A 17,661-nucleotide genomic window follows, 5' to 3' on the forward strand; every position below is an offset into this window, starting at 1 on the left:
CTGGGTACGAAAGGCCTGAGTAACTGGCAGCCGCACTCCTTGGAGGGGGTGCCCACGCAAGGTCACCGTCACCTGCTCGGAGCTGGGGAGTGATGTCGGGGGTGCAGTATGTGGACGCCGTCCTCCCGCGAGGCAAGAGCTACGGGGACATCCCGGGGGAGGACCGGCTGGGCGACGAGCTGCAGGCGGCGGTGAAGGAGTTTGCGGCGAAGTGGTCCCAGGCGTTTCTGAGGGACGAGGAGCGTAGGGCCATCGACGCAGTGCGAAGCCGCGGTCTCGAGCACCGCGCGAATCTCCTGGAGCGCCAGGCGCGCGGGCGGTGGGTGGAGCTGCAGATGAAGCAGCGGTTCCCGAGCCTGTCGTGGAACAGCCGCGGTGTCGACATCACGGGCCCGGGGGGACAGAGTTACCACTACGAGATCCTGTCTGGCACGGAGTCGAACTTCGCGCTGCACGGGCGACGGATGGCGAGCACCTTCTTTCGTATGATCTTCTTCTGAGACCCGAGTGACTCCCAACATCCACTACGAAAAGCGAGAGATTGTCGGTGAGCGGCTGGAGCTGGCCAAGGGCCCGATCTACTGGCTCGGCCCCGACCTCACGGTGCGCGACTCCACTGTCATCATCAGTGCGGCTGGGCGGTCGCTGGTGCCTATGTCGGGCCAGTTCATCAACTGCACCATCCAGGCGAAGGGCCAGCTGACGGGCCTGCCTTGGGCACCGATGAAGCTGACGGGGTGCCGGTTCAAGGGTCGCTTTACCGGCAATGACTTCGGCTTCCGCGAGGACGTGGACGAGAGGTGGAAGGCCGGTGGAGTCGAGGACTGCGACTTCACGGAGGCGCAGCTCAACGGTTGCCGGTTCTTCAACTGCGACATGACGACGATTCGACTGCCGCGCTGGCCGTGCTTCACCTTCCTGGACGCACGCCGGCATGCCGCGGAGCTGGCGCGGTGTGAGTGGCCCGGCTCCTTCGACTCGGTGATCAGGACGGTGTGCGATCCGCCACAGGGCACGGTCGCGTCGGTCTGGCACGCGCCCACCATCGCCAAGAAGTCGGAGACGACAGTCGAGGAGCTGCGTGCCGCCCTGGAAACAGCCCCGGGGATCTTCATGTAGTGAGCCTGCCCCGGTCTTGTGGACACACCTCATCAGTCGGCTACACGGGAGGTCGTGTTCATGAAGCGAAGGGGGCGGGGGCGTTCATCCGCTCCCGCACGTAGGCGTCGTACTCCTCCTTCATCGGGAGGGACTCGTCCACCTTCAGCCGCCGGCGCTTTGTGCTCACCTTCCGGCCACTGCGCGGGTCCTCCCCCTCCTTCTCGTACTGCTCCCAGTAAATGCCCGAGCCCCGCCTCTGCCAGAGCGGCAGCTCGTTGAAGTTGATGCCTCTCTGGAAGAGCAGCTCGTTCTTGAAGCCCACCGACTTGCCGTGCAGCTCCCGCGAGGCCTGCGCCACGCTCTGCCCTTCCTTGCGCAGCGTCCAGTAGCACCAGCCGTGCAACGCGCAGCGCGTCGCGTCCGCCTGTCTCCAGCGGAAGTAGTCCACCACCTCCCTCTCGTTCACCCCCATCCACACCCGGCTGTCGAACACCGCCGGCACTCCCGCCACGTGCGTGAAGGTCGCGCTCGCCACGCCCGCCGAGATGGACACCAGCTTCTCCACCTCCCGGTCGAACAGCGACCAGTCCGGCCGGAAGAGCACCGAAATCTCATCGCTCTCCGTGTACGCGTAGACGCCCTGCAGCTCCTCCAGCAGCGCCGAGGCCGTGCGCACCATCTGCTGGTGCAGCGTCGCGTCGAAGGGCTTCTCGTAACGCGCCTCCGTGAAGCGCGAGAAGCCCCGCCCGTCCACCCTCAGCACGCACCACGCCCCCCTCAGCAGCCGCAGCGAGTGGAAGAACTCGCCCTCCCGCATCCGGGCCTCGAAATCATCCGGCTTCATGTCCCTCCCTCCATTCCCTCACGTCGAAGCCGCCCTCGGGGCGGACCCGCACGTGGAACAACGCATCGAATCCCTCGGCGCTCGAGGGCCACCGCAGCTTCCGGTACGTGATGTGGAGGGCCTTGTCCTCCACCCGCGCCCTCCCCACCCGCCCCGCGTTGCGCGCCAGGCACGTCTCCAGGTCCGACTCGAAGACGTAGCCCACCACCCGCGCCCCGTGCTCGCGGCCCAACGCGATGAGCGGCTCCCGGTCCTCCACGAGCGGATGGGTGTTGTCCACCACCACCGAGTCCCCTCGGGCCAGCGCCTCGGCGATGAGCCTGCGCTGCCGGGCCTCCCGCTTGCGCGCGTTGGGCCACAGGTCCTTGCTCACATGCACGTGCGAGCCCGCGAAGCGCTCCCGGTAGAAGCTGCTCTTTCCCGAGCCCTGCAATCCAATGAAGAGGACCAGTTCCATGACACGTCCCTCCCCGGACGGTGTGCACGCCCGGCCTCTGACGTCACCCCGAGGGAATCCTGCTCCTCCACCGGGCCGCTTCCTCCAGCTCACCCGAGGACTCCAGGATGGACGCGGCCCGCGCGTAGTTCGTCGCCGCTTCCGTCCGGCGCAGGTGGGACTCGTCCACCTGGGCCGCCGCCAGCAGGAAGGGCACCGCGCGCCGCGTCTCCCCTCCCTCCAGCCAGTGCTGCGCGATGAGCGCCGGGGCCGCTCGCCTCGCCTCCAACCGCTGCGCCAGGCGCCGGTGCAGCAGGCCCCCCATCGCCGAGGGAATCGAGTCCTTCACCGCCTCGAACACCAGGTCATGCGTGAAGTGCTCACCCCGGAAGATCTGCGCCGCCTCCAGCTCGCGCAGCGGCTCGGCGAAGGACAGGGGGCTCACCTCCAGCACCTCCCCGGCCAGCTCCAGGCTGAACTCCATGAGCGCCAGCGCCGCCACCTGCGCCAGCTGCAACGCCAGCGGGGACAGCCGCTCCAGGCGCTGCTGGATGAGCGGGCGCACCCGCCCCGGTGGAGGCAGCCGCTCCGGCCACCCCTGCTCCAGGCTCCCCGACTCCACCAGATGCTTGAGCGTCTCGGTGATGAAGAGGGGATTTCCCCCCGTGTAGCGCGTCATCTCCCGGGTGAGCGACTCCGCCCCGGGCAGCTCCAGGCTCTCCAGCAGCTCACCCACCGCCTCCGGCGGGAGCGGCTCCAGGGACATGAACATCGCCAGCCCCGCGGCCTCCAGCCGCTTCGTCATGGCGAGCGCCTCGCCCCCGAAGTCACCGCTGCGGCAGCAGTCGATGATGAGCGGGAAGGTGCCGGCCGAGTGGAAGCGCGCGTGGGCATAGGCCCCCACCTGCAGGCTCGCGGTGTCGGCGAACTGCAGGTCATCGGTGATGAAGCTGTCCACGCCCTCGGTGCAGCGGCGGAGCACCTCGCTGTAGGCGTCCAGGCAGCGCACGCGCTCCCCTTCGTCCCGCACGGGAGGAATCCGCTCCCCGGGCGCGGCGAGCTCGGGCATCACCCGCGCCAGCTCCCGGCGAATCCATGGCTCCAGGCCCAGCCGCAGCTCGGGCCGCCCGGCGAAGATCTCCCGGATGTTCCGCACGAACAGGGAGTAGGGCACCTCCGCGTCTCCGGGCCGGGCGGAGAACACCAGGTAGCGCCCCTTCGACGCCGCGAAGTCATGCGCCAGCCGCGTCTTGCCCACGCCCGGCTCGGCCAGCAGCAGCATGAGCTGCCTCGACCCCCACGCCGCCTCCATCCGCGCCCACTCGCGCGCGCGGCCCACCAGCACCGGCGGACGCAGCACGGAGAGCGGCAGCGTCCGCTCCAGCCTCTTCTCCACGGCGCGGGGCTTCACCTGTCCGCGCTCCACGTCCCGCGCCAGCGCCAGCGTGTCCGGGTGCGGCGCCGCGTCGTACTCCTCGAACAACATCTTCCGGCAGCGCTCGAAGAGGGTGAGCGCCGCCATCCGGTCTCCCTGCAGGTAGTGCAGCCGCATCAACCGCCGGTAGGCCTCCTCCGACAGGGGCGCCAACCCCAGCAGCCGCTCGGCGAAGTGCAGCGCCCCGGCCAGGTCTCCCTGCTGCTCGCGGGCCTCCACCTCGGCGATGGCGGCACGGCACCGCAAGGCCTCGAGCTGCTCGCGGGCCCGGAGCAGCCACGCCTCGAAGTCCGGGCAGTCATCGAAGTCCAGCGTGCCCAGCAGCGAGCCCGCCAGCGACAACGCCTGCGCGTGACGGCCCGCGAAGACATGGGCCTCCAGCTCCACCGCGTCGGTGCACACCCGCTCGGAGAGGGAGACCACGTCCCCGCCGAGCACCAGGTCCGTCCCGGTGGCCACCCGCAGCCGGCGCAGCAACTGGCGCATGTTGTTGCGCGCCGTGTCCTCGCCGGAGCCGGGCCACAGCATGCCCGCCAGCCTGTACTTGGGCGTGGGCCCCTCCAACGCCAGCCACGCCAGCACCGCCGCCACACGACGCTGCACCTCCAGGGGCTCCGCCAGCCCCAGGAGCCGCGCTCCCCCGAGCACTTCCAACCGCCAGTCCGTCACGACTTCCCCCCCGCCACTCCATGGAGCAGCCGAGCACCCCGGGCGCTCTCGAGGGAGCGTCCTCAGGTCCAGAATCCCGTCGGCTGCTCGAGGAGGGAGGCCCCGGCCTGACCAAACCACCCCTCAGCGGCAGCCGCATGCTGCCTGAAGGTGTAGATGTCACGGAAGCGCCTCTGCAACGACGAGCCCTCCTTGAGCGAGCTGGCCCCTCCCGCGCGATAGCAGGTTTCCACTACACCCGAGGCATTCTCCGTCACCCACGCCAGGGCGGCCGACAGGCGCGGGGCCAGCGGCACGGCGGACGCGGGCTCGTTCACGCACGCGGCCCAGAACTCATCCGCCGTGGCGTACAGGAGCGCGTGAGCGGCCCGCACGCTCGTGTCCACGCGGCCGAGCTCGAGCTGGAAGACGGGAGATTCGAGGAGCGGGACGCGCGCGTACATGCGCCGCTCCCTGCTCCACCACGGCCTGCCCCTGCGCGTTGAAGGCCCCGCCCATGATGACGTCCGGACCGGCCGAGTAGATGGCATCGAAGCGCTCGCGCGGCAGGAGCGCGAAGAGGTGCGGGCTCTCCATGCCGATCATCGTCGTCCAGCCGGCCGCCCCATCCGCGCGGGCGAGCGTCTCCAGCACCTCGCAGCCGGTCCGCGGGTCCACCTCGAAGCCACCGTGGCTCCGGGGCACGAAGGCGCGAAAGAACCCCGCCTGTTTGAATGGAGCGAGCAGGTCCAAGGGCAACCGCCGTCCCGACTCGATGTCCGCGGCCCGGGCGGCAATCACCGGAGCCAGGTCCCGCGCGGCCCGCACCACCTTCGTCGTCTCAGCGCTCTTCATGCGTCACTCCTCGTCGCGGGCGCGGGAGTCCCCCCATGCGCCTCGTCCGACGTGGAGCAACGAGTACCAACGGGGGTGTGACGGGGGCGTGACCGGGTAGCGCATGGGCGCCCTCAAGCCGCCTCGAGCACCCGGGACACGGCCGCCACGTAGCGCTGCCACGCCTGCGTCTCGGCCCTCAGGTGCGCCCGGCCCGCCGAGGTGAGCCGGTAGAACTTCGCCCGCCGGTTGTTCTCCGACAGGCCCCACTCCGCCTCCAAGAGGCCCCGCTTCTCCAGCCGGTGCAGCGCCGGGTAGAGCGCCCCCTCCTCCACCTTCAGCTCCTCCCCGCTCCGCTCCCTCACCACCTCCGCCACCGCGTACCCGTGCAACGGGCCCCACGACAGGCTCTTCAGAATCAGCACGTCCAGCGTGCCCTGCATCAACTCCAGCGAGTTGCCCGCCATGTCGCTCGTCCCCTCAGGTGCTCGGGGGAGCGACGCGCACGCTCCCCTCAGGTGTCGAGGGAAGAGTCCCCAGCATCCCCTAAGCCGTCAAGGGGAGCACCCGGACCCGGGGCGCGTCAGCCGGTGTACGAGGACTCCCCGAGGGGCCCTCGCCACTCCACCCGGTGGAGCGTCAGCGGCTCCTGCCGTCCGTGCTCCGGGAGCGGCGGCAGCGGCGTGACGGGTAAGGCGCGCTCCCGCCAGCGCTCGAAGGTGGCCTCGGTGAGGAGGATTTCCCCGGGCCGGGCGGCGGCGCACACCCGGCTGGCCACGTTGGTGGCATCTCCAATGGTGGCGTACTGCAGGTACTGCTCGGAGCCGATGTTCCCGGCCGCCACCCGGCCCGTGTTCAGGCCCACGTGGATGTTCAGCTCGGGCCGGCCCTCGGCCCGCCAGCGCGCGTTCAACCGCGCCAGCGCCCGCTGCATCTCCACCGCGGCGCGCACCGCCCGGTCCACGTCGTCCGGGTGCGCGACGGGCGCCCCCCACACCGCCATCAGCGCGTCGCCGATGTACTTCTCCAGCGTCCCCTCGTGCCGGAAGACGATGTCCGCCATCACCGGGAAGTACTCGTTGAGCAGGTCCACCACCTGCCGGGGCTCGAGCGTGGAGGACAGCGCGGTGAACTGGCTGATGTCCGAGAAGAGAATGGTCACCTCCGTCTCGATGACGCCCAGGTGGGCGCTGCGCGCGAGCTGCAGCTTCTTGAGGGTGGCCGGCGGGAAGAAGCGCAGGTACGTGGTGCGCATCACCGCCTCCTCCTCGAGCTGCTGGCGGAGCAGCGAGTTGTCGAGCGCGATGGCCGCCTGGTTGGCGAAGGCGGTGAGGAACTCCAGGTCCTCCTGGGTGAAGCCATGGGCCCGGGAGAGGTTGTCCAGGTAGAGCACCCCCATCACCGTGTCCCGGGGCTTGAGGGGCACGCACATGGACGCGCAGATGGACTGCTTCAGCACCGAGTCGGCGGAGCCCAGCCGCGGATCCCTCCGGGCATCCGAGAAGAGCGCCGCCACGCTGTGCTTGCGCACGTAGTCGACGATGTGCTGGCTGTAGAAGGGCCCCGCGGGCAGCTCGCCCGACGCACGGGCCACCCGCGGACGCAGCTGCCCACTGGTCGGCTCCACCAGCAGGATGGCCGCCCGGTCCACCTCCAATATCTGGAAGACGAGCTGGAGGACGCGGTCCAACACCTCGTCGATGGAGCCGGGTGAGGAGAGCAGCTGGCTCACCTTGAGGAGGATCTGCAGCTTGTTGTGGGCCCGGACGTCGCCGCTCACGGGCTTCATCTTCAGGGCGGTGTTCGACTCGGGATCGGCATATGGCCGCAGCAGCTCGCCCATGGTGGTGGGAGAGAAGCGCGTCTGCAGCGAGCGCACCTGGGTCGGCATCGGCTCCCGCGAGAACGAGGGGGAGGTGCGCACGAGCCGGAACGACACCTGGCCGCACCGGAAGCTCTCCCCCTCGCGCAGCTCGTGGCGCCGCACCTGGGCCGAGCCGATGAACGTCCCGTTCTTGCTGCCCAGGTCCTCCAGGACGATGCGCCCGCCCACCCGTTCCAGCCGCGCATGCCGCCGCGACAGGCTCTTGTGGACGACACAGACGGTGCACTCCGGCGTGCGCCCGATCGTGACGGGGCCCTCGGGAAGCACGAACGTCTGCTCATCCAGAGCGCCCGGGTTCATGATGAGCTGCATGGGGCCGGACCTTACCATTCCACGGGTGGACAGTCCGGGTTGTCAGCCCTCACGCCCCGTGGAAACCTGCTCACGGGAGCCAACGGGAGGTGTGGGCATGGACATCATCACCATCGACAAGCAGGGCGAGAAGGTCAAACTCGACGGCATCTCCGCGGCCCCCCCGAAGAAGGCGGACCGGGACGCGGCGAAGCGGGAGCTCGAGGCGCTGGGCGAGGAGCTCTTCGATCTGCAGGATCTCCTGTGGGGCGCGAAGATGAACTCGGTGCTCATCGTCCTGCAGGGCCGCGACACGGCCGGCAAGGACGGCACCATCAAGCACGTGGCGGGCTTCCTCAACCCGCGAGGCGTCAGCGTCACCTCCTTCGGCGTCCCCTCCGAGGAGGAGCGCGAGCACGACTTCCTCTGGCGCATCCACCGCCATGCGCCGCGCAAGGGCGAGCTCGCCATCTTCAACCGCTCCCACTACGAGGACGTGCTCGTCGTGCGCGTGCACGGGCTCGTCCCCGAGTCCCTCTGGAAGGAGCGCTACGGGCACATCCGCGACTTCGAGGAGATGCTCTCCGAGCACGGCACCCTCATCCTCAAGTACTTCCTCCACATCAGCCGCGAGGAGCAGGAGCAGCGCCTGGTGGACCGGGAGAAGGAGCCGCGCAAGGCGTGGAAGATCAACGCCGGAGACTGGGAGGACCGCGAGCACTGGGACGACTACACCCAGGCCTACGAGGAGGCCCTCTCGCGCACCTCGACGAAGAAGGCCCCGTGGACCCTCGTCCCCGCGGACTCGAAGTGGTACCGCAACCTCGTGGTGGCGCGCTCCCTCGTGGAGGCGCTCCGGCCCTACCGCCAGGCCTGGCAGGACCGGCTCGACGAGGTGGGTGTCCGCAAGAAGGCGGAGCTCGAGGCCTGGCGCAAGAGCCGCTAGCCCATGCCCGTCCAAGAGCTGTGGATCGAGAACTACCGCTCGGTGCGGGCGCTGCGCTTCCCGCTCGCCCCCGTGACGGTGGTGGTGGGCCCCAACGGCAGCGGCAAGACGAACGTCTACCGCGCGTTGCAGCTGCTGCTCGCCGGTGCCGAGGGGACCCTGGCGCGCACCCTGGCCGAGGAAGGCGGAATGCCCTCCGTGCTGTGGGCGGGCCCGCGTCCGAAGAGCGCGCCGAAGTCCGCCCCGCTGCGGCTCACCGTGGGCGTGCGGCTGGAGGACCTGGCCTACGAATTGTCCTGCGGGGTGGTGCCGCCCCCTCAAGGGCCCTTCTCGCTGGACCCGGACGTGAAGGAGGAGACGGTCTGGGTGCACGAGGGCAAGCGCCGGCACGTGGTGGCCGAGCGCAAGTCCCAGAGCGTCTTCGCGCGCGACGCGGAGGGCCACCGCACCACCTTCGCGGCCCAGCTGTGGAGCAGCGAGTCCGTGCTGGCCCAGCTCTCCGAGCCCCACCGCTTCCCGCTGCTGAGCGCGCTGCGCGCGGAGCTGCTCCGCTGGCGCTTCTACCACCACTTCCGGACCGACCCGGACTCGCCCCTGCGTCACGCGCAGGTGGGCGTGCGCACGCCCGCGCTCGCGCACGACGGGAGGGACCTGGCGGCGGCGCTGATGACCATCGACGACATCGGCGATGACCGCGCGCTGCACGCGGCCGTGGAGAGCGCCTTCCCCGGCTCACGGTTGGAGCTCGACAGCGAGGATGGGCGCTTCTCCTTCCGCATGCACATGCCCGGGCTGGTGCGCCCGCTGGAAGCCACGGAGCTGTCGGACGGGACGCTGCGCTACCTCTGTCTGCTCGCCGCGCTGCTGTCGCCCCGTCCCCCGCCCTTCCTCGCGCTCAACGAGCCGGAGACGAGCCTGCACCCCTCGCTGCTGGAGCCACTGGGACGCCTCATCGCCACCGCGAGCCGGCAGGGACAGGTGTTCGTCACCACGCACGCCCACGAGCTGGCCACCGCGCTGGAGAAGCACGCCCGGGCGTCCATCCTCCCGCTGCGCAAGGACTCGGGCGCCACGGAGCTCGTGGAGCCGGACGAGGCGGAGTGACGAGAAGGAAGAAGTGGCAGGCCGCCAGGGAGTTGAACCCCGCACGCCCGGATTTGGAGTCAGGGAGCCGGAAAAGACGCCAGGGACCCTGCGTCCTGACACGGTATTTTCCGGACTCGGAGACCGGGTGGCGGGCCTGTCGCGACCCAGGACACTCCTGTCCGAATCCAGGACACCCCGGATTGAGTTGTCTCAAACCATTGAAATCAGGTGATTCTTCCTACTCCGTGTAAACACGCTCTACATCCGGAAGGCAGGCGGGCGTGACATACTTGCTCCACAAAATTTAAACATGGGGCCGCAACCTTCGGAGTTCCAAGCATTTACGGGGTTGGCGCGTTCCCTGCTTTAGCGGGAGCCGTCCGATGGCACCCCGCCGTCGGTCAGGAGAGATCTCGTGATCCGCACCCGTTTCCTTGCCGCCGCGCTGCTCGCGCTTCCCCTCGCCGCGTGCGAGGTCGACAACTCGCAGCTGCCCGAGGGCGCCCCGAAGTCCGACGCGGCCGCCGATTCCCTCGGTGACGTGCGCGCCGCGCTCGCCGCGCTGCCCTCCGCCGAGGTCGTTGGCTCCAACGACGATGGCGTTCCCTTCATGCTCAAGGGCTCGCTGGACAACGTGAACGGCCTGCAGGGCATCGCCGCGGCCTTCCGCCTCGACACCGCCGACCTGGTGATGACGCGCACCAGCGTGGACGAGCAGGGCAACTCGCACATCCGCTACAGCCAGACCAAGAACGGCCTGCCCGTGATGGGCGGCGAGCTCATCATCCACAAGGATCCGAGCGGCAAGATCTTCATGGCCAACGGCTCGGCGCGTGACGGCGAGCTCGTCCCGGCCAAGGCGCGCGTCTCCGGCGAGGCCGCCAAGGCCGCCGCCCTGGACAACACGGTGGGCCGCCACATCGCCACCGAGGGGGATGCCCGCCTGGTGTACATCCGCTCCGAGCAGGACGGCCGTCTGCGGCTGGCCTGGGAGGTGGTGGTGACGGGCGAGGGCGCGGACCTGCCCATCCGTGACCACGTGTTCGTCAACGCGCTGACCGGCGCCATCGAGGACACCACCACGGAGATCCACTCCGCGAAGAACCGCGCGGTGTACTCGGCCAACAACGGCACCAGCCTGCCCGGTACCCTCAGGCGCTCCGAGGGTGGCGCGGCCACGGGCGACACCCACGTGGACGACAACTACGCTCACCTGGGCACCACCTACGACTGCTACAGCGTGAACTTCGCGCGTGACTCGTACAACGGCGCGGGCGCGCAGCTGCGCAGCACGGTGCACTACAGCACCAACTACACCAACGCCTTCTGGAACGGCAGCCAGATGGTGTACGGCGACAGCAACGGCGTGCAGTCCGCGCCGCTGGGCAAGTCGCTGGACGTGACGGTGCACGAGCTGACGCACGCGGTGACCAGCTCCGAGTCCAACCTCACCTACTCCAACGAGTCCGGCGCTCTCAACGAGGGCATGAGCGACATCTTCGGCGCCTACTGCGAGTCGTGGAAGCGCGGCTGGGTGGTGGACGCGGCGGTGTGGATGGTGGGCGATGACGTGTGGACGCCCAACACCCCGGGTGACGCGCTCCGCTACATGGCCAACCCCACGCAGGACGGCTCGTCCTACGACTACTACCCCACGCGCTACACGGGCACGTCCGACAACGGCGGCGTGCACTGGAACTCGGGCATCGCCAACCTGGCGTTCGTGCTGCTGAGCCAGGGCGGCACGCACCCGCGCGGCATGACCAGCACGGTGGTGACGGGCATCGGCATCCAGAAGGCCGGTCAGATCTTCTACCGCGCCAACCGCGACCTCTTCACGGCCTCCACCACCTTCGCCCAGGCGAAGACGTACACGGAGCAGGCCGCGACGGCGCTGGGCTACACCACGGCCGAGGTCGCCTCCGTGTCGGCGGCCTGGACGGCGGTGGGCGTGGGCGCCTCGACGCCTCCCCCGGCCTCCACGGCGCTGACCAACAACGTGGCGATCACCGGCATCTCCGGTGCCTCGGGCTCGCTGAAGTACTACCACCTGGACGTGCCGGCCAGCCGGGCGGTGACCTTCACGCTGAGCGGCGGCTCGGGTGACGCGGACATGTACGTGAAGTTCGGCTCGACGCCGAGCACCAGCTCGTACGACTGCCGCCCGTACCTCTCCGGCAACAACGAGACGTGCTCCTTCGCCGCGAAGACCACCTCCGGCCGCTACTACGTGATGCTGCGCGGCTACAGCTCCTACTCCAGCACCTCGCTCAAGGGCGCGTACTAGTCCCGAGCACGCTGAGCGGAACGTGAGTTGAACGGCCCCTGGGAGGCATGCCTCCCGGGGGCTTTGTTTCGCGGGCGACCCCGCTACTGAGGCGGAGCCCCCTGCTCCACGCAGAAGGAGCGCGCCGGATCCCGCCCGTTGACGTCCACGACGACCTCGGCCGAGGGCCTGCACCCGCGGAGCTGCTGGTCGCACTGATAGGGATGGAGACGCCCACAGTCCTCCGTCACCGTACAGGCCTTGATCCAATAGGCCGTCGCGTCCGGCGCGGGGGCCCGCAGCAGGACCGAGCCCTTCTGGCGGCAGCCATTCGGCGGAGGCTCCGGGATGAGGCAGGCCCCACCGGACCACTCTCCGACGAAGTTGAGGACACACACCCCGCCCCCACAGTCCGAGTCCCTCTTGCACCCGGCCCCGAGCGGCACGCCGCACTCGCCATCCGCCACGGGCGTCGTGGGCCGGATGGAGGACGGACACATCATCGGGGTCGAGACGAGGTGCCACCCCGCGCTCAAGGGAGTCCCCGTGGGTGAATCACCGCCCGACAGCGCCACGGGCACGCGAATCAAGGCGTTCTGGGAGTAGCCCTCGAAAGGCTCCGAGTCGTCCTTCCGCCCATTGCCATTCGCATCCCGGAACGCCCCGAGCCGCGCGATGCCATACCGCGCGCCGGAGGGCGTGGTGTAGAGGAGCTCGGGCCCGGGCTCGTCGAACAGGTGCATCTCGAAGGACCGGAAGAACGCCATGCGGCGGGTGGTCCCCGGCTGCGGCACCAGCCTGTCCGCCTTCGCCGCACCGCCCAGGCTCCACAGCACCATGAGGAAGACCTCGGCGTCCTCCTCATCGACATAATCCGAGGGGGCCACCACCCGTCCCCGCAGCGTGAACAGCGGCGTCCCCGAGTACGTCTCGTCGACGAGCGTCTCTCCGCAGGCGAGTGCCGCGCCCGCCAGCACGCAGACGAGCCCGCGAAGAAGAGAGGAAGCAGCCCTGCCCTCGGTGCTCACCGGCGCCATACGAGTCCTCCCGCGCCCCACCAGGTCAGTGGGGTCGCCAGCTCACGCTCATCCGACGCCACCCCGTTCTTCATCACGGCCCGCTGGAAGAGGCCGGTCACCGGCCCGCCCTCGAGGCGCAGTGCGAGCCCCGCCCCCAGGTGCCGCTCCACCGACAGGATTCCGCCAAAGGCCGCGCCCAGCGCCTGCCGGTCCGGAGACACCCGCTGCGTGTCGAAACTCTGCCGGTGGTACACGCCCTCGACGAAGAGCCCGAACGCCAGGCTCACGGGCTGCAAATCGACGAAACGCTGGAGCGTCAATCCGAGGCCGAGCTCGTCATGGGTGCGAGGCAGCAACCCGTCCAGCCCGGAGCTCTGGCTCCGCATGCCCCGCAGCCGCACGCCCACGGAGCCCCAATCGAAGTCGAGCCCATAGCCCACGCGGAGCTGCGGCGCGATGCCGTCTCCCGCGAGCATCTGCCCCTGGGCGCCCCCGAGCAGGTCGACATGATGGGTGTAGCGCTTCTCGCCACCGCGGCGGCGCACCAGCCGGTCATAGCGGACGGTCTCGAAGGGCAGCGAGGCCACGTCGGCCACGGCGCCCGCGGCCAGGGCCACCTGGTACTCGCGGTACTCATCGGCGCTGCGCTGCTGCACGAAGTAGTGGCCCGCGGGAAGGGACAGCTCCCGGCGATTGCCCTGTGGCGAGACCTCCGCCACCACGGGCCCGCCCCGCCGCCCCTCCAGGATGAGGTAGAGCGAGGAGGAGCCGAGCCGCAGCCGCCCCATCTTCCCCTGCGTCTCCGCCGGAGTGGACAGCACCAGCTCGCCGCGCCCCTTCACCTCCCACGAGTAGGTGGGGTGCTGCAGCGCCACCGTCTGGCCACTCGAGCGCAGTGTCTGGGTATATGCATAGCCATACGCCTCGGTCAGCGTGACCTTGCCATCGTCGTCATGGTCGGCCGCGCCGCGCAGCGCGTTCATCAGGTGGTGGGTGAAGAACGAGCCACGCAACTCATCGGACTCCTGACTCGACTCGCCCGCGGCACTCGAGGTGAGGATGGCCAGCCCCTCGGTGGCGATGTTGTTGTTCAGGGAGATGTCGAAGCTCTCGGCGGCGTTGACTCCCTTCACCCGGGTCACCGAGCCGGAGCGGCAGGCATCGAGCACCAGCAGACGCACGCCGGCCGGCGAGCCCGCCACCAGCGTCTTCAGCTCCTCGAGGGGCAGCTCCGTTCCCCCGAGATGGAGTGCGGTCGCATCCGCATGGCCCGAGTAGAAGACGACGAGCGCGGTGGGATGCCCCGCCCCCGCCTGCGCGCGGATGGCGGCGTTCACATCCTGCAGCGCGCGACGCACCGAGGCCGCGTCATCGCCGAGCAGCAACATCGTCCGCCGCGACGAGACGCCCCCGTGCTGGCGCAGCACGTCGGTGAAGGCCCGGGCGTCCTGCTCCGCGAAGAGCAGGCCCACCTCGTTGGGAGCGCCCTGGTCATGGCCGATGGCCACCACCCAGGTGTGCTCGGGGAGCGCTTGAGCCAGCGGGGACACGAGCACCGCCAGCACGAGGCCCAGGAGGAAGACGCATCCCCGGCTCATCCGCCCTTCTCCAGGATGAACGGCGTCATCGCGCAGCCCTCGGGGCACACGGGCTTCTCCCCGGCGCCGCCCGAGGTGCACTCCGGTGTGCCCACCTCGAGCGGGCAGTGCACCAGGTAGAGCATCTCGCGGCCTGGCTGCGCGTCGAGCGACACCGCGCCCGGGAGCGCGATGCCGTCCCCCTCCTCGAAGCGCGTCTGCATTCCGGGCTCCAGCGGCCACGCCGTATACAGCGCCCCGGACGCCTCGACGCCGAGCACCGTCACGTGGCCCTCCGCCGGCACGTCCACGCTGAAGCGGAGCCGGTCGCCCGGCGCGAACGTGTCGCCGCTCACCACTTCCTCGGCATGGTCGCCCACGAGGCGGAACACGTGCAGCCCGAGCGCCCCCTTCATCCGCGTCCCCTGCTGGCCGGGGACCACCACCAGCAGCACGACGGCCGCCGTGGCCACCATCGCCATCGGGGCGAGCAGGCGGCGTGCCCAGCCGAGCAGCCGCTCGGAGCTCGAAGCCCGGGCGGGCTCATCCAGCCCCTTGCGGATACGCCCCAGCATCACGCGCGGATCCACGCCGTCGATGGCGCCGAAGCCCGCCCGGCGCTCGGCCAGACGCGCGCCACAATCGGCACAGCCCGCCACATGGCGCTCGGTCCGCTGCGCCTCCTCCGGCGGGAGCTCGCCCGCGTGGAGACGATCCAACGTGAAATCGGAGGGGCACTCCGGCCCTCCCGCGCGCAACTTGACGAAGTCAGGCGGCTTCATGAGCGCCTCCTTCCCAATCCCAGGAAACCCGAGGTCTTTCGTTCCGGCGGTGGCGGAGCCGGGGGAGGAGGAGGCGTGCCCTCCGAGCCTCCCGCCGTCCGCGCGTTCACCCACTCCTGGAACCGCTCCAGCAGGTTGCCCACCGTGCGCTTGGACACGCCCAGCACCGAGGCCGCCTCCTCGTGTGACATGCCGTCGAGGAAGACGTACACGGCGGCGGCGGCCTGGCGCTCGTCGGCCTCCGAGAGCAACCGGCGCAGCAGCACGAGGTCATCGGGGCTCACCGGCCCGGTCCGCGAGCCGTCGTCCGCCATGGGCTCCACGTGCTCCTCGTGCAACCGGGTGCGGCGCGAGCGGTCCCGGATCTGGTTCAGGCAGTAGTTGGTGGTGATCTGATAGAGCCAGGTCGTCATCTGGCTCTGCTGCCGGAAGTTCCCGGCGGCGCGGAAGGCCCGGATGAAGATCTCCTGCGTGGCCTCTTCCGCGTCGGCTGGATTGCCCAGCAACCGCAACGCCCGGCGGTACACCCGCGGGCCGTGCTGGTTGAAGAGCAGGGAGATCTGCTGCGAGTCGTCTCGGCTCAAAGCGTTGGTCGGGGATGGGGGGGAGGGCACTCTACCAGACCCGATCCAGCCCAGCCGAGGCCCACCGCCGCTGGATTGTAACTGCAATAGGATCGTCATCGGCGCGGGCCTCCTGCTGGCACTCCCAAAACCTTGGACCCGTGGGCCGGATATCCGGGCAAGCCCCACGGTTGATTTTCCGGGCGGGCTGTTTCGCCTCGGGTGTAGGGCCGCCTGCACCCCGAGTGAGCCGGCGCCCGCCGCCGCGCATGTCCGGTCCTGAAGGGGCCCGTCCCAGAAGTGGGAACGCCCCAGGGCGCGGGCATGGCTGTCCCACATGGGAGGGGCCCCCGTGGGACTGGCGCGGGCATTGCGATACTCCCCCGCCATGGATTCCACCCCCCCCGCCTCCCCCGCCCTGAAGGCCCGTCCCGTCGACGAGGGCGAGCGCCTCGTCCTGCTCGACACCCTGCGGGGTTTCGCGCTGAGCGGCGTCTTCCTGGCCAACGTCCACCTGTGGTTCAGCGGGCTCATGTTCCGCCCGCTCGCCGAGGTGAAGACGTTCTACCGGGAGTCGTCAGGGCTGGACGCCGTCATCATCCATACCTTCGGTCCGCTGATCGGCGGCCGGTTCATCACCCTCTTCTCGGTCCTGTTCGGCCTGGGGTTCGTGGTGCAGCTCGAGCGCGCCGAGGGCCGCGGCACCTCCGTCGTCCCGCTCTACGCGCGGCGGCTGGTGGTGCTGCTGGGCGTCGGCCTCGCGCACCTGTTCCTGCTCTTCCAGGGCGACATCGTCAGCACGTACGCCGTGCTGGGCTTCACCCTGCTGCTGTTCCACAAGCGCACGGACCGCACCCTCCTCGTCTGGGCCGCCGTGCTCATCTTCCTCGCTCCCCTGCTCTGGCTCATCGTCCCGCGGGTGACAGAGCTGCTCGGCTCGCCAGCCACCGAGGAGGCCGCGAAGGCCGCCATGGAGCACAGCCTGGCCCTCCGCGCCCGGGTGCTGGAGGCGTTCTCGCACGGCTCCTGGCTCGACACGGTGCGCGTGGGCGGGGCGTACTACTGCGAAGACCTGTTCTGGAATCTCAGCGCCCTCCTGCCCGTCATCGCCGGCCGCTTCCTGCTGGGGCTGTGGGCGGGGCGCCGCCGCCTCTTCCATGACGCGCACCAGCACCTGCGCTTCTTCCGCCGGCTGCTCGGGTGGGGCCTGGGACTGGGCCTCGCCGCCAGCAGCGTGGCCATCGTCGTGTGGCTGCTCTCCATCCGGAACATCCTCCAACCCGGATCGCTCCCGTGGCTGCCGTTCGTCATGGGGCCCATGCGCCACCTGGGAGAGCTGGGCATGGCGTCGGCCTACGCGGCGGGCATCACCCTGCTCTTCCAGCGCGACAAGTGGCGCCGGTGGCTGACCGTGCTCGCCCCCGTGGGCCGCATGGGGCTGACGAACTACCTGCTGACGTCGGTGCTGGGCGTGCTCTTCTTCTACGGCTACGGGCTGGGGCTCATGGAGAAACTGAAGAGCCCCGCGGCGCAGTTCGCGCTGACCCTGGTGCTCTTCGCCCTGCAGATCGTCTTCAGCCACCTGTGGCTGGCGCGCTTCCGCTTCGGCCCCGTCGAGTGGGTGACGCGCTCGCTGACGTACGGCAAGGCCCAGCCCATGCGCCGGGCCTCCACGGCCGAGAAGAAGGAAATGGCGAACGCCTGAGCCGGCGGGTGGACGCACGCCTCGAAGCACCGGGCCCTCCCGCGTCAATGCCTGCTCAGGATTGACAATTCCCGCTGATGTCTTAATTATGTTCGCGTCATGAGGCCCGTCACCACCATCCTGGGTGTGCCGTCCAAGCGCGAGTTCGCGCCGATGGCGGACGTGCGTCTCGGCTCCCGCAACAAGGTTCTGCTCGACATTTGATCAGGCGGACCGGGTTCCCTGGTACGCGGGTTGGCTGGT

The 17,661-nt window shown here is 69.8% G+C and carries 17 protein-coding genes; 6 read left to right on the plus strand and 11 right to left on the minus strand.

The genetic code is table 11. The features are described from left to right. The first annotated feature begins 92 nt into the window (after window positions 1-92). Window positions 93-500 carry a hypothetical protein gene (locus AC16DP_RS27115; RefSeq protein WP_329733159.1) on the plus strand — a complete coding sequence of 136 codons (408 nt, stop codon included), beginning with the start codon at window positions 93-95 and terminating at the stop codon, window positions 498-500. A 7-nt stretch (window positions 501-507) separates the two neighbouring features. Next, entirely contained in the window at window positions 508-1,119 is a 612-nt protein-coding gene (locus tag AC16DP_RS27120; RefSeq protein WP_329733160.1) for a hypothetical protein, read from the plus strand. Between the two features lie 58 nt (window positions 1,120-1,177). Here AC16DP_RS27120 and AC16DP_RS27125 read toward each other — a convergent pair whose 3' ends face one another. The 7 genes from AC16DP_RS27125 to AC16DP_RS27155 form a co-directional block, all read right to left on the minus strand. Continuing rightward, window positions 1,178-1,945, minus strand: coding sequence for a tRNA(His) guanylyltransferase Thg1 family protein (locus AC16DP_RS27125; RefSeq protein WP_329733161.1), 768 nt, complete (start codon window positions 1,943-1,945; stop codon window positions 1,178-1,180). Further along, window positions 1,932-2,402 carry an ATP-binding protein gene (locus AC16DP_RS27130; protein ID WP_329733162.1) on the minus strand — a complete coding sequence of 157 codons (471 nt, stop codon included), beginning with the start codon at window positions 2,400-2,402 and terminating at the stop codon, window positions 1,932-1,934. The genes AC16DP_RS27125 and AC16DP_RS27130 overlap by 14 nt, the downstream gene beginning before the upstream one ends. A gap of 43 nt (window positions 2,403-2,445) precedes the next feature. Continuing rightward, window positions 2,446-4,485, minus strand: coding sequence for an ATP-binding protein (locus AC16DP_RS27135; protein ID WP_329733163.1), 2,040 nt, complete (start codon window positions 4,483-4,485; stop codon window positions 2,446-2,448). Window positions 4,486-4,547: 62 nt separating this feature from the next. Next, on the minus strand, window positions 4,548-4,928 hold the full coding sequence (locus AC16DP_RS27140) for an acyl-CoA dehydrogenase family protein (RefSeq protein ID WP_329733164.1): 381 nt from the start codon (window positions 4,926-4,928) through the stop codon (window positions 4,548-4,550). Continuing rightward, on the minus strand, window positions 4,819-5,319 hold the full coding sequence (locus AC16DP_RS27145; protein ID WP_329733165.1) for an acyl-CoA dehydrogenase family protein: 501 nt from the start codon (window positions 5,317-5,319) through the stop codon (window positions 4,819-4,821). The genes AC16DP_RS27140 and AC16DP_RS27145 overlap by 110 nt, the downstream gene beginning before the upstream one ends. A 113-nt stretch (window positions 5,320-5,432) precedes the next feature. Beyond that, on the minus strand, window positions 5,433-5,765 hold the full coding sequence (locus AC16DP_RS27150; protein WP_329733166.1) for a PadR family transcriptional regulator: 333 nt from the start codon (window positions 5,763-5,765) through the stop codon (window positions 5,433-5,435). Window positions 5,766-5,881: 116 nt separating this feature from the next. Further along, window positions 5,882-7,495: an adenylate/guanylate cyclase domain-containing protein gene (locus AC16DP_RS27155; RefSeq protein ID WP_329733167.1), complete on the minus strand. Its 1,614-nt coding sequence runs from the start codon at window positions 7,493-7,495 to the stop codon at window positions 5,882-5,884. A gap of 97 nt (window positions 7,496-7,592) precedes the next feature. On the opposite strand from AC16DP_RS27155, the gene AC16DP_RS27160 reads away from it, so the two are divergent. The 3 genes from AC16DP_RS27160 (at window position 7,593) to AC16DP_RS27170 (ending at window position 11,793) form a co-directional block, all read left to right on the plus strand. After that, window positions 7,593-8,420: a polyphosphate kinase 2 family protein gene (locus AC16DP_RS27160; RefSeq protein ID WP_329733168.1), complete on the plus strand. Its 828-nt coding sequence runs from the start codon at window positions 7,593-7,595 to the stop codon at window positions 8,418-8,420. A 3-nt stretch (window positions 8,421-8,423) separates the two neighbouring features. Further along, a complete protein-coding gene (locus AC16DP_RS27165; protein WP_329733169.1) occupies window positions 8,424-9,524 on the plus strand; it encodes an AAA family ATPase in 1,101 nt (366 codons plus the stop codon). A 397-nt stretch (window positions 9,525-9,921) separates the two neighbouring features. Beyond that, a complete protein-coding gene (locus tag AC16DP_RS27170; protein WP_329733170.1) occupies window positions 9,922-11,793 on the plus strand; it encodes a M4 family metallopeptidase in 1,872 nt (623 codons plus the stop codon). 83 nt (window positions 11,794-11,876) lie between these two features. On the opposite strand, the gene AC16DP_RS27175 is transcribed toward AC16DP_RS27170, so the two are convergent. The 4 genes from AC16DP_RS27175 to AC16DP_RS27190 are packed head-to-tail and all read right to left on the minus strand — an operon-like array spanning window position 11,877 to window position 15,734. Continuing rightward, window positions 11,877-12,809 carry a hypothetical protein gene (locus AC16DP_RS27175; RefSeq protein WP_329733171.1) on the minus strand — a complete coding sequence of 311 codons (933 nt, stop codon included), beginning with the start codon at window positions 12,807-12,809 and terminating at the stop codon, window positions 11,877-11,879. Continuing rightward, window positions 12,797-14,389 carry a caspase family protein gene (locus AC16DP_RS27180; protein ID WP_329733172.1) on the minus strand — a complete coding sequence of 531 codons (1,593 nt, stop codon included), beginning with the start codon at window positions 14,387-14,389 and terminating at the stop codon, window positions 12,797-12,799. The genes AC16DP_RS27175 and AC16DP_RS27180 overlap by 13 nt, the downstream gene beginning before the upstream one ends. Continuing rightward, window positions 14,386-15,150, minus strand: a complete 765-nt coding sequence (locus AC16DP_RS27185) for a zf-HC2 domain-containing protein (RefSeq protein WP_329733173.1) — start codon at window positions 15,148-15,150, stop codon at window positions 14,386-14,388. Before AC16DP_RS27185 ends, AC16DP_RS27180 begins: the two co-directional genes overlap by 4 nt. Beyond that, window positions 15,147-15,734, minus strand: coding sequence for an RNA polymerase sigma factor (locus AC16DP_RS27190; RefSeq protein WP_329733174.1), 588 nt, complete (start codon window positions 15,732-15,734; stop codon window positions 15,147-15,149). Before AC16DP_RS27190 ends, AC16DP_RS27185 begins: the two co-directional genes overlap by 4 nt. A gap of 367 nt (window positions 15,735-16,101) precedes the next feature. Between AC16DP_RS27190 and AC16DP_RS27195 the strand changes: the two genes are divergently transcribed. After that, window positions 16,102-17,418: a DUF418 domain-containing protein gene (locus tag AC16DP_RS27195; protein ID WP_329733175.1), complete on the plus strand. Its 1,317-nt coding sequence runs from the start codon at window positions 16,102-16,104 to the stop codon at window positions 17,416-17,418. Window positions 17,419-17,661: the final 243 nt, after the last annotated feature.

The sequence above is a fragment of the Archangium sp. genome, from assembly GCF_057119385.1.

Excerpts from the sequence above, each read along its gene's own strand:
- AC16DP_RS27115 (WP_329733159.1), top strand. The coding sequence starts at position 93 with ATGTCGGGGGTGCAGTATGTGGACGCCGTCCTCCCGCGAGGCAAGAGC.
- AC16DP_RS27125 (WP_329733161.1), bottom strand. The coding sequence starts at position 1,945 with ATGAAGCCGGATGATTTCGAGGCCCGGATGCGGGAGGGCGAGTTCTTC.
- AC16DP_RS27130 (WP_329733162.1), bottom strand. The coding sequence starts at position 2,402 with ATGGAACTGGTCCTCTTCATTGGATTGCAGGGCTCGGGAAAGAGCAGC.
- AC16DP_RS27140 (WP_329733164.1), bottom strand. The coding sequence starts at position 4,928 with ATGTACGCGCGCGTCCCGCTCCTCGAATCTCCCGTCTTCCAGCTCGAG.
- AC16DP_RS27145 (WP_329733165.1), bottom strand. The coding sequence starts at position 5,319 with ATGAAGAGCGCTGAGACGACGAAGGTGGTGCGGGCCGCGCGGGACCTG.
- AC16DP_RS27150 (WP_329733166.1), bottom strand. The coding sequence starts at position 5,765 with ATGGCGGGCAACTCGCTGGAGTTGATGCAGGGCACGCTGGACGTGCTG.
- AC16DP_RS27155 (WP_329733167.1), bottom strand. The coding sequence starts at position 7,495 with ATGCAGCTCATCATGAACCCGGGCGCTCTGGATGAGCAGACGTTCGTG.
- AC16DP_RS27160 (WP_329733168.1), top strand. The coding sequence starts at position 7,593 with ATGGACATCATCACCATCGACAAGCAGGGCGAGAAGGTCAAACTCGAC.
- AC16DP_RS27165 (WP_329733169.1), top strand. The coding sequence starts at position 8,424 with ATGCCCGTCCAAGAGCTGTGGATCGAGAACTACCGCTCGGTGCGGGCG.
- AC16DP_RS27175 (WP_329733171.1), bottom strand. The coding sequence starts at position 12,809 with ATGGCGCCGGTGAGCACCGAGGGCAGGGCTGCTTCCTCTCTTCTTCGC.
- AC16DP_RS27180 (WP_329733172.1), bottom strand. The coding sequence starts at position 14,389 with ATGAGCCGGGGATGCGTCTTCCTCCTGGGCCTCGTGCTGGCGGTGCTC.
- AC16DP_RS27185 (WP_329733173.1), bottom strand. The coding sequence starts at position 15,150 with ATGAAGCCGCCTGACTTCGTCAAGTTGCGCGCGGGAGGGCCGGAGTGC.
- AC16DP_RS27195 (WP_329733175.1), top strand. The coding sequence starts at position 16,102 with ATGGATTCCACCCCCCCCGCCTCCCCCGCCCTGAAGGCCCGTCCCGTC.